Source organism: Microbacterium sp. LEMMJ01 (assembly GCF_002114135.1).
Lineage (GTDB): Bacteria > Actinomycetota > Actinomycetes > Actinomycetales > Microbacteriaceae > Microbacterium.
Map to the genome: position 1 here is coordinate 155,391 of NZ_NCTV01000035.1, position 12,698 is coordinate 168,088.

Annotated in this window: 12 protein-coding genes; 9 read left to right on the forward strand and 3 right to left on the reverse strand. The window is 71.3% G+C overall.

What is annotated here, in order from left to right; genetic code table 11:
- Nucleotides 1-3: 3 nt before the first annotated feature.
- Nucleotides 4-432 (reverse strand): DUF6325 family protein, encoded by a 429-nt coding sequence (locus tag B7W94_RS14030; protein ID WP_139833334.1) that lies wholly within the window; start codon nt 430-432, stop codon nt 4-6.
- 141 nt (nt 433-573) lie between these two features.
- Here B7W94_RS14030 and B7W94_RS14035 point away from each other — a divergent pair, with 141 nt between their 5' ends.
- The 5 genes from B7W94_RS14035 (at nt 574) to B7W94_RS14055 (ending at nt 6,077) form a co-directional block, all read left to right on the forward strand.
- On the forward strand, nt 574-1,008 hold the full coding sequence (locus B7W94_RS14035; RefSeq protein WP_025103111.1) for a DUF6325 family protein: 435 nt from the start codon (nt 574-576) through the stop codon (nt 1,006-1,008).
- 1 nt (nt 1,009) lies between these two features.
- Nucleotides 1,010-1,360 carry an SHOCT domain-containing protein gene (locus tag B7W94_RS14040; protein ID WP_085607242.1) on the forward strand — a complete coding sequence of 117 codons (351 nt, stop codon included), beginning with the start codon at nt 1,010-1,012 and terminating at the stop codon, nt 1,358-1,360.
- 28 nt (nt 1,361-1,388) lie between these two features.
- Nucleotides 1,389-2,735 carry a hypothetical protein gene (locus B7W94_RS14045; protein WP_216353901.1) on the forward strand — a complete coding sequence of 449 codons (1,347 nt, stop codon included), beginning with the start codon at nt 1,389-1,391 and terminating at the stop codon, nt 2,733-2,735.
- 80 nt (nt 2,736-2,815) lie between these two features.
- A complete protein-coding gene (locus tag B7W94_RS14050) occupies nt 2,816-5,149 on the forward strand; it encodes an arylsulfatase (RefSeq protein ID WP_085607244.1) in 2,334 nt (777 codons plus the stop codon).
- A 43-nt stretch (nt 5,150-5,192) separates the two neighbouring features.
- Entirely contained in the window at nt 5,193-6,077 is an 885-nt protein-coding gene (locus B7W94_RS14055) for a formylglycine-generating enzyme family protein (RefSeq protein WP_425375305.1), read from the forward strand.
- Between the two features lie 15 nt (nt 6,078-6,092).
- On the opposite strand, the gene B7W94_RS14060 is transcribed toward B7W94_RS14055, so the two are convergent.
- On the reverse strand, nt 6,093-7,025 hold the full coding sequence (locus tag B7W94_RS14060; protein WP_025103116.1) for an HAD family hydrolase: 933 nt from the start codon (nt 7,023-7,025) through the stop codon (nt 6,093-6,095).
- A 156-nt stretch (nt 7,026-7,181) separates the two neighbouring features.
- Between B7W94_RS14060 and B7W94_RS14065 the strand changes: the two genes are divergently transcribed.
- From B7W94_RS14065 to B7W94_RS14080, 4 genes are all read left to right on the forward strand, one after another.
- Nucleotides 7,182-7,391, forward strand: a complete 210-nt coding sequence (locus B7W94_RS14065) for a heavy-metal-associated domain-containing protein (protein WP_025103117.1) — start codon at nt 7,182-7,184, stop codon at nt 7,389-7,391.
- A complete protein-coding gene (locus tag B7W94_RS14070; protein ID WP_085607246.1) occupies nt 7,391-9,646 on the forward strand; it encodes a heavy metal translocating P-type ATPase in 2,256 nt (751 codons plus the stop codon). Before B7W94_RS14065 ends, B7W94_RS14070 begins: the two co-directional genes overlap by 1 nt.
- Before the next feature lie 23 nt (nt 9,647-9,669).
- Nucleotides 9,670-9,930: a YHS domain-containing protein gene (locus B7W94_RS14075; RefSeq protein ID WP_085607402.1), complete on the forward strand. Its 261-nt coding sequence runs from the start codon at nt 9,670-9,672 to the stop codon at nt 9,928-9,930.
- A 67-nt stretch (nt 9,931-9,997) separates the two neighbouring features.
- Nucleotides 9,998-12,100 carry a heavy metal translocating P-type ATPase gene (locus tag B7W94_RS14080; protein WP_139833335.1) on the forward strand — a complete coding sequence of 701 codons (2,103 nt, stop codon included), beginning with the start codon at nt 9,998-10,000 and terminating at the stop codon, nt 12,098-12,100.
- Nucleotides 12,101-12,130: 30 nt separating this feature from the next.
- Here B7W94_RS14080 and B7W94_RS14085 read toward each other — a convergent pair whose 3' ends face one another.
- Nucleotides 12,131-12,697 carry a hypothetical protein gene (locus B7W94_RS14085; RefSeq protein ID WP_085607250.1) on the reverse strand — a complete coding sequence of 189 codons (567 nt, stop codon included), beginning with the start codon at nt 12,695-12,697 and terminating at the stop codon, nt 12,131-12,133.
- Nucleotide 12,698 lies beyond the last annotated feature (1 nt).

The window sequence follows — 12,698 nt, forward strand, 5'->3', positions numbered from 1 at the left end:
GCGTCAGGGGCCCGCACCGAGGGTGGCGACGAGCGCGGCGTTCGCGACCGCGGAGGGGATCGCCTGTGTCGCCAGGATCCGGTCCCCGGCGTCCTCGACCTCGCGGATGAAGCGGACGTCCCAGCGCTGTTCGACGAGGATGACGGCCGCGACGGCGTCGGGAGGCACCCACGGGAGGAAATGCCGGACATCGTCGAGGGAGATCAGTCCCGGTGCGTACAGGGGCAGGCCGGCGAGCGAGAAGTCGTCGCCGTCGACCTCCGTGATGCGCTGCCCCTCGGCGGCGTCGCGGCGGACGATGAGGAAGTCGAGCACGCGCAGCGTGCCGTCCTCGACCTGACGCAGCAGCGGTTCGAGGACGGGCGGTCCCGGGTGTGCGCTGCGGAGCTCGACCACGACGAACGCCACGTCGCCCAGCACCCGGCTCCTCATAGCCACCCTCGATTCGTCCCGTCCTCCGATGGTGACAGCCGCACGGAGAGGGAGTCCCGAATCCTCACCCGGAGCGGGTGAGGACCGGCGCGCGGGCGACGACGGCGGTGCCATTCTGGACCGCGGATGAAGGGTGGCGACATGAAGGAGTTCCGATTCGGGCCCGTCGAGTTCTATCTCGTGGGCTTCGACGGTGATCGGCCGGATCCGTCCACGTTCGGCGCGCTGACCGACCTGGTGTCGAAGGGCGTGGTGCGCGTGCTGGACTTCGTGCTGGTGACGCGGACGGCGGAGGGGGATCTCGACATCCTCGAGGTCGAGGAGGACGACGGCACTGCCGTCCTCGACGGCCTCGAGCCGATCGTCGCCGGGCTCGCGAGCGAGGACGACGTCCGCGCCCTGGCGGAGGTCGTGCCGCCGGGACGGTCGGCGGCGGTCGTGGTCCTGGAGCTCCTGTTCGCCCGGACCCTCGCCCAGGATGTGGCCGCCGCGGGAGGCCAGGTGCTGCGCAGCGAGCGCGTTCCGGCACCCGTCGTGAACGCGGTGATGGACATCCTCGAACAGGAAGGTGAATGACATGCCCTTGCGGAGATTCGGCCGGCCGGGGCTCATCGGTCTCGCCGCGCGGACCGCGGTGGTCGCCGGGACGGCGACCGCGGTGCAGGGAGCCGCGATGCGGCACCAGGAGCGCCGCGCACAGAGCGAGTACGAGCAGCAGCAGTACGAGGCCGCCCAGCAACAGGCCCAGATGGACGATGCGGCCCGCACCGCGGCCGCGCAGTATGCGCCGCCGACGAGCCCGCCGGCCGCGCCGCCCGCAGCGGCGGACGACCTGATCGCCAAGCTGCAGGAGCTCGGATCGCTGAAGGCCTCCGGCGTGCTGACGGACGAGGAGTTCACGGCCGCGAAGCAGAAGCTGCTGAGCTGAGCGTCGCGACGATCGAGACGAGGCGGCGATGAGCGAGATCGAGGACCTGCGGGCACGGCTGCGTGCGCTGGAGCAGGAGAACGAGGCGCTCCGACGCCCTCGACGCCGGATCTCCGCCCGCAGCATCATCGCCGGGATCGTGCTCGTGGTCGCCGTGCTCCTCGCGCCGATCGCGGCGATGGGGACATGGGCGCGGCTGCAGCTCGTCGACGCGGACCGGTTCGTCGCGACCTTCGCCCCGCTGGCCGAGGATCCGGACGTGCAGGACTTCGTCGCCGATCAGGTGACGGCCGCCATCGACGAGCAGGTCGACCTGGATGCGGTGGTCGGCGAGCTCTTCGACGGCCTGCGTGCCCTCGACCTCCCGCCGCGCGCCGCCGCCGCCCTCGGCCTGTTGGAAGCGCCGGCCGCCTCCGGCCTGTCGTCCCTGATCGACGGCGTCGTGCACGAGGTGGTGTCGTCGCAGCAGTTCGCCGACATCTGGGCGGAGACGCTCCGCTTCACCCACGAGCGCGCGGTCGCCATCCTGCAGGACGAGCCCGGCACCGCGCTGGACCTCAGCGACGACGGGGTCCTCTCGGTGGACGTGGGGGCGGTCGTCGAACGCGTCAAGGAGGCTCTGGCCGAGCGTGGGGCCGGGGTCGCCGACCTCATCCCGGTGATCGATCGCACCATCCCGGTGGTGCAGGCCGACGCCCTGGTGCTGGTCCGCACGGTCTACCAGATCGCGGTGACGGCGGGCTTCTGGCTGCCGTGGGTCGTGCTCGGTCTCGTCGTCCTCGGTGTGCTGCTCGCGGTGAACCGGCCGCGGGCGCTGTTCTGGACGAGCGCCGGGTTCGCCGTCGTCTTCCTCCTCCTCGCCGCCGGGATGGGGATCGGACGCGGGTTCTTCGTCAGCGCCGTCAGCCCGTCGATCATGACGGCGTCGGCGGCCGAATCCCTCTTCGATCAGCTCACGGCCCTCCTCGGGTCCACCATCGTCGCGCTCGCTCTGGTCGGGGTCCTCATCGCGCTGTGGGCCTGGCTCGCCGGGTCGAGCCGCAGCGCGCGCACGGTGCGCGGCGTCACGGAGAGCGGGTTCGGGGCGCTGCGCGAGACGGCGGAGGCACGGGGGATCTCCACCGGGCGGTTCGGGCGGGCGGTCGACCGCTATCGCGGTGCGATCCTCATCGCCGGGATGGCGATCGGGGTGCTCATCCTCCTGGCGACGCGTCCGGTCACCTTCGGCGCCGTCCTCGGCGTGGCGATCGGCGTGCTCGTGCTGACGATCCTCGTGGAGCTGCTGCGACGGCCGGTCCCCGCCACGGCGCCGGAGGAGCAGGACGCCGCCGTCGGCGCGGACGCGAGCGACGCGGAGATCACCCGGCGCGGGTGAGGACCCCTGTCGGCACGCGCGCGGGGTCGGAAGACTCAGGCCGAAGAGAGCGCGGACGCGCCAGGAACGAAGGAGAGACGATGTCGGAATTCAACGCAGACTTCTCGGGCGAGATCACGCTGGACGTCCGCGACTCCCGTCCCGACTGGTCGCCGTACGAGCTGCGGAAGGCACCGGACGGAGCGCCGAACGTCCTCGTGGTGCTGTACGACGATACCGGCCTCGCCTCCTGGTCGCCGTATGGCGGCCGCATCGCGATGCCGACGATGGACCGTCTGGCCGCCGGGGGTCTCACCTACACGCAGTGGCACACCACGGCGCTGTGCTCTCCCACGCGGTCCACCATGCTCACGGGCCGTAACCACCACGTCAATCGCGCGGGCGTCATCATGGAGGGCACGAACGGCTTCCCCGGCTTCGCGGGGCGGCTCCCCGCCGAGTGCGCGACCATCGGACAGGTTCTGCAGGAGAACGGGTACAGCACGTTCTGGCTCGGCAAGAACCACAACGTCCCGGAAGAGGACATCGCGCCGGGGGGCAGCCGCTCGATGTGGCCGCTGCAGCTCGGCTTCGACCGCTTCTACGGCTTCCTCGGCGGGGAGACCAACAACTGGTACCCCGACCTGGTCGAGGACAACCACTTCATCGAGCAGCCGTACCGCCCGGAGGACGGCTACCACCTGTCGAAGGACCTCGCCGACCAGGCGCTCGCGATGATCCGGAACCAGCAGGCCTCGAATCCCTCGAAGCCCTGGTACATGTGGTTCTGCCCGGGCGCGAACCACGCGCCGCACCACGCGCCGCAGGAGTACATCGACAAGTACAAGGGGGCGTTCGACGACGGCTACGACGCCTACCGCGAGTGGGTGCTCGCCCGCATGATCGAGAAGGGCGTGCTGCCGGAGGGCACGCAGATGACGCCGTTCAACCCGCTGCCGGAAGAAGCGGCGAACCCGGCCGATCACGTGCGCCCGTGGGCGGAGCTGAACGACGACGAGCGGAGGCTGTTCGCGCGGATGGCGGAGGTCTTCGCGGGCTTCTCCGAGTACACGGATGCCCAAGTCGGCCGGATCGTGGACTACCTGGAGGAGACGGGGCAGCTGGACAACACGATCATCTTCTACTGCGCCGACAACGGCGCCTCGGGGGAGGGATCGCCGGACGGCTCCGTGAACGAGAACAAGTTCTTCAACGGCTACCCCGACGACCTCGCCGAGAACCTCGCGATGATCGACACGCTCGGGTCCGCCGACACCTACAACCACTACCCGACGGGGTGGGCGGCGGCGTTCTCCACGCCCTTCCAGATGTTCAAGCGGTACTCCCAATACTCCGGCGGCACCTGCGACCCGATGGTCGTGCACTGGCCGAAGGGGATCGCGGCGAAGGGGGAGCTGCGCCACCAGTACCACCACTCGGTGGACGTCGTGGCGACGGTGCTCGACGTGATCGGCATCGCGATGCCGGAGTCCTACCGCGGAGTGCCGCAGCGACCGCTCGACGGCGTCTCGATGAAGTACTCCTTCGACGCCGCGCCGGACGGGCCGACGCGGAAGAGCGTGCAGTACTACTCGATGCTCGGCACCAGGGGCATTTGGAAGGACGGCTGGAAGGCGGCGGCGGTGCACGCGCCGCTGAGCGGCAAGGGCCACTTCGACGACGACGTGTGGGAGCTGTACCACGTGGCGGAGGACCGCTCCGAGTCGAACGACCTCGCCGCGACGCACCCGGAGAAGCTGCAGGAGCTCATCGCCGCGTGGTTCGCGGAGGCGGAGGCGAACTTCGCCCTTCCCCTCGACGACCGGTCGGCCCGCGAGATCCTCACGGTTCCCCGGCCTCAGGCCGAGGCGCCCCGGGAGCGGTACGTCTACTTCCCCGGCACCGCGGCGGTGCCGGAGAGCGTCGCGGTGAACGTCCGCGGGCGCTCCTACAAGATCATCGCCGACGTCATCCTGGAGCAGGGCGCCGAGGGAGTGCTCTTCGCGCACGGCTCCCGCTTCGGCGGGCACTCGCTGTTCCTCAAGGACAACAGGCTCGTCTACGTGTACAACTTCCTCGGCATCCCGCCGGAGCAGTCGTTCACCTCGGACGAGCTCGCCCCCGGCCCGCACACCCTGGGCGTGGAGTTCGTGCGGGAGGGAGCGGGGGAGCACGGCGAGTCCGTCGGCACCGCCACGCTGTACGTCGATGATCGCGCCGTGGCGTCCGGTCCGATGCGGGCCCAAGTCGGCAAGTTCACGCTCTGCGGCGACGGGCTCTGCGTCGGGTGGGACAGTGCCGACCCGGTGAGTGCGCAGTACGCCAACCCGTTCCCGTTCACCGGCGGCACGCTCCTGGGCGTGGCGGTCGACGTGAGCGCGGAGCAGTATCTCGATATGGAGCTCGAGGCGGCCGCGATGCTGTCGCGCGAGTGACCGCGCGGAGCGGGCGGCGGCCTAGCATGAGGGCATGACGGCGATGATCGAGGTCCCCGGCGGAACGCTGCTCATGGGGTCGGACGAGTTCTACCCGGAGGAAGGCCCCGTCCACGAACGGCGCGTGGAGGCGTTCGCGCTGGATCAGCACCCCGTGACGAACCGCCAGTACGCCGCGTTCGTCGAGGACACCGGCTACGTCACGATCGCCGAGCGGCCGATGGACCCCGCCGACTACCCCGGGGTGCATCCGGACGACCTCGTCCCCGGCGCCATGGTGTTCACGCCGACTCGCGGCCCCGTCGACCTGCGCGACTGGCGGCAGTGGTGGCGGTGGGAGCCCGAGGCGTCCTGGCGCCACCCGTTCGGACCGGCCTCGTCGATCGACGACCGCCTCGATCATCCGGTCGTGCAGGTCGCGTACCCCGATGCCGTCGCCTACGCCGCGTGGGCAGGCAAGCGCCTTGCCACGGAGGCGGAGTGGGAATGGGCGGCGCGCGGCGGCCTCGTCGGCGCCCGCTTCGCCTGGGGTCAGGAGACGAAGCCGGACGGCACCCTCATGGCCGACACCTGGCAGGGCGCCTTCCCGTACCGGAACGACGGTGCCGACGGGTGGATCGGCACCGCGCCGGTCGCCTCGTTCCCCGCGAACGGGTACGGCCTGCACGACATGATCGGCAACGTCTGGGAGTGGACGGCGGACTACTGGACGCACCGGCACGTGCCGCCGGGCGCGGTGGGGGTCGACGCCGGTCAACGCGCGAGCCTGCTGTCCTCCGAGCCCGGGTCGCCCATCCCTCGCCGCGTGCTCAAGGGGGGATCGCACCTGTGCGCTCCGGAGTACTGCCTCCGCTACCGCCCCGCGGCGCGATCGGCGCAGGCGGAGGACACCGCCATGACCCACATCGGGTTCCGCTGCGCCCTGTGACCGGTGATCCCCGACTCAGATGGGGTCGGGGAACAGGGACGCCCAGTCGTCGCGGACACTCACCACGGTGTACCCGCGGTCGGCGGCTGCGCGGAGGGCCTGCTCCGCTCCCGTGTCGTAGGGCGTGTCGTCGCGGTCAGCGTCGTCGTGATGGATCAGCAGGGCGAGTCCGGGCCGAGGGCCGCCGTGCGCGAAGTCGAGCATCGGCAGGTCGCCGTTCGAGTTGCCGGCCGCCAGCAGCGGGCGCCGCCCGATCCGACTCCAGATCCGCACCGGTTTCTCCGGTCCGTCGTCGAAGAACGCCAGGGCCGAGGAGTAGCGGACGCTGGCATCCTTCTCGTCGTAAGCGAGTCCGAGCGCCGAGCCGATCACGCGCTCGGGAGGGATGCCGTAGTTCGCCTGGGTCATCGGCCGCATGAAGTCGCGCTCGCCGCCCGACACGATGTAGCACGTGAAGCCGTGGCCCTCGAGGTACCGCAGCAGCTCGACCATCGGGCGGTACACCGATTCGGCGTAGGGGCGGCCGAGGAGCGGGTGCTGGGCCGTGCGGTAGAACTCCGCGACGGAGCGGGCGTAGTCCTCCACGCTCACGCCATCGGTCAGTCCCAGGAGCGCCTGGATGATGACGCCGAGGTCGGAGTCGTCGCCGGCGTAGTGCTTGTCGATCGCGGTGCCGAGCCAGGCGAGGTCACCGGTGACCGCGGCGCGGTAGGGCTGCCGGTCGGCCAGGGAGGGGTCGCGGGTCGCCTCCTCGCGCCAGCGCTCGACGACGTAGTGCAGCTGGGTGGGCATGGGTTTCTCCGACCAGAGAGTGCCGTCGTTGTCGAACACCGCGATGCGTTCGTCGACGGGGATGGCGTCGGGGCCCTCCGTCACCGCGGCGACGAACGCCTCGATGGTGCGCCGCGTGCCGGTGTCCCGCCAGGAAGACAGAGGTGAGGAGTCCATGACCGGGATCCTCCCAGGCGCGACGCCGGATGCCGAGCGTCCCTCACCCGGAGCGGACGAGTCCCGCTGCGGCCGGGCGTGCGGGAATACCCTCGGAGGGTATAAGGTTGTGCCGAAGGAGTACCCCAGGGGGGTATCCCGAGGAAAGGAAGCATGATGAGCACGAGCGAGTACCAGGTCACCGGAATGACGTGCGGCCACTGCGAGATGGCGATCCGCGACGAGGTGTCGCGCATCCCCGGTGTCGAGGGTATCGATGTCAGCGCGCAGAGCGGGAGACTCGTGGTGCGCAGCTCCGCCCCCGTCGACGACACGGCCGTGCTGGCCGCCGTGGACGAGGCGGGCTACCAGGCGGTCCGGTCCTGATGGACACTCCGTCCGCGACCAGCGTGGAGCTGGAGATCGGCGGCATGACCTGCGCGTCGTGCGCGATGCGGATCGAGAAGAAGCTCAATCGTCTCGACGGCGTCACCGCCACCGTGAACTACGCGACCGAGAAAGCGAGCGTCACGGTGCCGGCGGGCGTCGACACCGCCGTGCTCATCGCCGAGGTCGAGAAGACCGGATACACCGCCGTCGTCCCCGCGCCTCCCGCGCCGGAGGGAGCGCAGCCCGACGGAGAGCAGCCGGATCCGGAGCTGACGGCGCTGCGGCAGCGGCTGATCGCCTCCGTCGTGCTCACCGTCCCGGTCATCGCGATGGCGATGATCCCGGCGCTCCAGTTCACGTACTGGCAGTGGCTGTCGCTCGCGCTCGCGGGTCCCGTGATCGTGTGGGCGGCCTGGCCGTTCCACAAGGCGGCGTGGATCAACCTCCGGCACGGTGCGGCCACGATGGACACGCTCATCTCGATGGGCACGATCGCCGCGCTGCTGTGGTCGCTGTACGCGCTCTTCTTCGGCACCGCCGGGATGCCCGGCATGACGCACCCGTTCGAGTTCACCGTCGCGCCCAGCGACGGTGCCGGGAACATCTACCTCGAGGTCGGAGCGGGGGTGACCACGTTCATCCTCGCCGGACGCTACTTCGAGAAGCGCTCCAAGCGGCAGGCCGGTGCGGCGCTCCGCGCGCTGCTGGAGCTCGGCGCGAAGGAGGTCGCCGTGCTCCGCGACGGCGTCGAGACGCGCATCCCGACGAGCGCGCTGCGGGTCGGGGACGAGTTCGTCGTGCGCCCGGGGGAGAAGATCGCCACCGACGGGGTGGTGGTCGGCGGCACGTCCGCCGTCGATGCCTCGATGCTGACCGGCGAGTCGGTGCCCGTCGAGGTCGGGGAGGGCGACGTCGTCACCGGCGCCACCGTGAATGCCGGGGGACGCCTCGTCGTCCGCGCGACCCGCATCGGCGCCGACACCCAGCTCGCGCAGATGGCGCGGCTCGTGGAGGAGGCGCAGACGGGGAAGGCCGAGGTCCAGCGGCTCGCCGACCGTGTCTCCGGGATCTTCGTGCCGATCGTGATCGTGATCGCCCTCGGCACGCTCGTGGCCTGGCTCGCGGCCGGGTACCCGGCTGCCGCCGCCTTCACCGCCGCGGTCGCGGTGCTCATCATCGCCTGCCCCTGCGCTCTGGGTCTGGCCACGCCGACCGCTCTCCTCGTCGGCACGGGTCGCGGCGCCCAGATGGGCATTCTCATCAAGGGCCCCGAGGTGCTCGAGTCGACCCGGAAGGTCGATACGGTCGTGCTCGACAAGACGGGCACCGTCACCTCCGGTCGCATGACGCTGACGGCGGTGCACACCGACGACGGCGTGCAGCGCGAGGAGCTGCTGCGGCTCGCCGGGGCCCTCGAGGACGCCTCCGAGCACCCCATCGCGCAGGCCGTGGCGGCCGCGGCCACCCGGGAGCTCGGCACCCTGCCGAGCGTCGAGGAGTTCGCGAACGTCGAGGGCAGGGGCGTCCAGGGCATCGTGGACGGCCACGCCGTCGTCGTGGGACGCGCCTCGTTGCTCGCCGACTGGTCGCAGCACCTGTCCGCGGGGCTGGCTGCGGTCAAGGCCGAGGCGGAGGCCCAGGGCAAGACCGCGATCGCGGTGGGCTGGGACGGTCGTGCCCGCGGGGTGCTCGTCGTCGCCGACACGGTCAAGGCCACGAGCGCGGAGGCGGTGGCGCAGCTCCGGGCGCTGGGACTGACGCCCGTCCTGCTCACGGGAGACAACCGTGCGGTGGCCGAGCAGATCGCCCGCGAGGTGGGGATCACCGAGGTGATCGCCGAGGTGCTGCCCCAGGACAAGGTCGAGGTGGTGCGCCGGCTCCAGGGCGAAGGAAAGGTCGTCGCGATGGTGGGAGACGGTGTGAACGACGCCGCGGCCCTCGCCCAGGCGGACCTCGGGCTGGCGATGGGGACCGGGACCGACGCGGCCATCGAGGCGAGCGACATCACGCTCGTCCGCGGCGACCTCCGCAGCGCGGCCGACGCGATCCGCCTGTCCCGCCGCACGCTCGGCACGATCAAGGGCAACCTGTTCTGGGCGTTCGCCTACAACGTCGCAGCCATCCCGCTGGCGGCGCTCGGCCTGCTCAACCCCATGCTCGCCGGTGCGGCGATGGCGTTCTCCAGCGTCTTCGTCGTCGGCAACAGCCTCCGCCTGCGGTCCTTCCGCAGCAGGGCGGTGGACACCCCGTGAACGAGAGACAGAGGAGTACCGACATGTCCGATTCCCCCGCAGGATCCTGCTGCAGCGTCCCGCGCCAGAGCGGCGTCTCCGCCGAAGGGCGCACCGACCTGCTCGCCGTGCCGGCCGAGGGCATGGCCGAATGCCCGGTGATGGTCGGAACGCCCGTCGTGATCGCGACCGCCGAGGCCGCGGGGTTGTACCGCGACCACGAGGGCACCCGCTACTACTTCTGCTGCGCGGGCTGCGGGCCGGCATTCGACGCCGATCCCGCGAAGTACACCAGGGCGGCCTGAGCCCCCACCCGTGCGGGGCCGCGACAGATCCGGCCCCGCACGGCATCATCGACGTTGGAGGGAAGACATGAGCACCTCGCATCACGACCATTCCGCGCACGGTCACCTCGCGGACCACGCGGGACACAGTGGGCACGCCGGGCACGACGATCACGCGGGACACGGCGGTCACGGGGGCCATGGCGATCACGGCGACCACGTCGCCCAGTTCCGGCGGCTGTTCTGGATCATGCTCGTCCTCGCCGTGCCCACCGTGCTGCTCTCGGGCATGTTCGCGATGATCGTGGGCTACCCGCTTCCCGACATCCCGGGTCTGGTCTGGGTGTCGCCGGTCCTCGGGACGGTCATGTACGTATGGGGAGGGAAGCCGTTCCTCACCGGCGCCGTCAGCGAGATCCGTGCCCGGCGGCCCGGCATGATGCTGCTCATCGGGCTCGCGATCACGGTGGCGTTCGTCGCGTCCTGGGGAGCGAGCCTCGGCCTGCTGCATCATGAGCTCGACTTCTGGTGGGAGCTCGCTCTCCTCATCGTGATCATGCTGCTCGGGCACTGGATCGAGATGCGCTCTCTGGCGCAGACCACCTCCGCCCTCGACTCGCTGGCCGCGCTGCTGCCGGACGAGGCGGAGCGTGTGGAGGGCGATCAGGTCGTGCGGGTCTCCCCGTCGGACCTCCGCGTGGGCGATGTCGTGGTGGTGCGCCCCGGCGGGAGCATCCCCGCCGACGGGCGGATCGTCGACGGCCGCGCCTCGATGGACGAATCCATGGTGACGGGGGAGTCCCGCACCGTCACCCGGGCGACCGGCGACCCTGTGACCGCGGGGACCGTCGCCACCGACTCGGGGCTGCGCGTGGAGATCACGGCGACCGGAGACGACACGACGCTCGCGGGGATCCAGCGGCTCGTGACGGAGGCGCAGAACTCCTCGTCCCGCGCACAGCGTCTCGCCGACACGGCAGCCGGCTGGCTGTTCTGGTTCGCGCTCGGTGCTGCCGCGATCACCGCGGTGGTGTGGAGCGCAGTCGGCCTGCCGGACGACGCCGTCATCCGCACGATCACCGTCCTCGTGATCGCCTGCCCGCACGCGTTGGGCCTGGCCATCCCGCTCGTCGTCTCGATCGCGACCGAGCGCGCGGCCCGTGGCGGGGTGCTCGTGAAGGATCGGCTGGCCCTGGAGAGCATGCGCACCGTCGACACCGTGCTGTTCGACAAGACCGGCACGCTGACCAAGGGTGAGCCCGTCGTCTCCGCGGTGTCGGTGGCCGGTGCGGAGACCGCGGAGGAGGTGCTGGCGCTCGCCGCGGCCGCCGAGGCCGACAGCGAGCATCCGCTGGCGAAGGCCATCGTCCGCGCCGCGCGCGACAAGGAACTCCGCGTGCCGGCGAGCCGCGACTTCTCGTCCTCGCCGGCGGTGGGGGTGACCGCGACGGTGGACGGTGCGGTGATCCGCGTCGGCGGCCCGCACCTGCTCACGGAGGAGGATGCCCACGAGCTCCCCGCTGCGGAGGGCTGGCGTGCGGACGGCGCGATCATCCTGCATGTGCTGCGGGATGGACACGTCATCGGGGCGCTCAAGCTCGCGGACGAGCTGCGCCCGGAGTCGCGGGACGCGGTCGACGCCCTGCACGCGCTCGGTGTCCAGGTCGTGATGATCACCGGCGACGCGGAGGCCGTCGCGCACACCGTCGCGGCCGACCTCGGCATCGACCGCGTGTTCGCGGGCGTCCGGCCGGAGGACAAGGCCGCGAAGGTGCAGGAGCTGCAGCACGAGGGCCGCAGGGTCGCGATGGTGGGCGACGGCGTGAACGACGCGCCCGCGCTCGCTCAGGCCGACGTCGGCCTGGCGATCGGCGCCGGCACCGACGTGGCGATCGCCTCCGCCGGGGTCATCCTCGCCGGAGACGACCCGCGTGCGGTGCTGTCGGTGATCGAGCTCTCCCGCGCCTCGTACCGGAAGATGAGGCAGAACCTCTGGTGGGCGGCCGGGTACAACCTGCTCTCCGTCCCGCTCGCGGCGGGTGTGCTCGCTCCGATCGGCTTCGTGCTGCCGATGTCGGTCGGCGCGGTGCTCATGTCGCTGTCGACGATCGTGGTGGCGCTCAATGCGCAGTTGCTGCGGCGGCTCGATCTCCGTCCGGAGGTCGTCACCGCGGGCATCCTGCAGCGCTGAGCGCCACCACGCCGCCGTCTCGGTCCCGGCTCAGCGCCGACGGCCGAGGCGGCGGAGAGCGCGGACGCCCAGGACCGCCGTCAGCACCCAGGGCCCCACGACGATGATCGGGTCGAGCCAGGTGTGCCGGAGATCGATGCGGCCGCGTCCGAACCGCGACGCGAGCGGACGATGCTGCGGTTCCGCGAGGACGCCGGTCTGCGTGATGGGGTCGTCCGGCCGCCGGGTGATAAGGGAGCGGGCGTGCGCGGTCACGGCATCGACGCGGTCGCCCAGCACGAGCAGCAGCCAGCGGCTGTTCTTCGTCTCGCTGAACCGGTCGTAGGCGACGCGCCTGATGGCACCCGACACGCCGTGCAGCGGTTGCGCGGTGCCCCAGACGGGAGGCAGCATGCCGTGCTCGATCGAGCGCTCGCGGCCGCGGTCGGGGCCCTGACGCTCGGGGAGGTCCCAGTGCGCGCCGGTGTCGCCGACATCCTCCAGCTGCTGCCAGGTGCGGCGGTGCTCGGGGGCGAGGTCGGCGCCCCAGCCCGGGATCCGTGCACGCAGCTCCTCGGGGGTCGGTGCGGGGATGGGGCGAGATCCTTCGTACGGCATG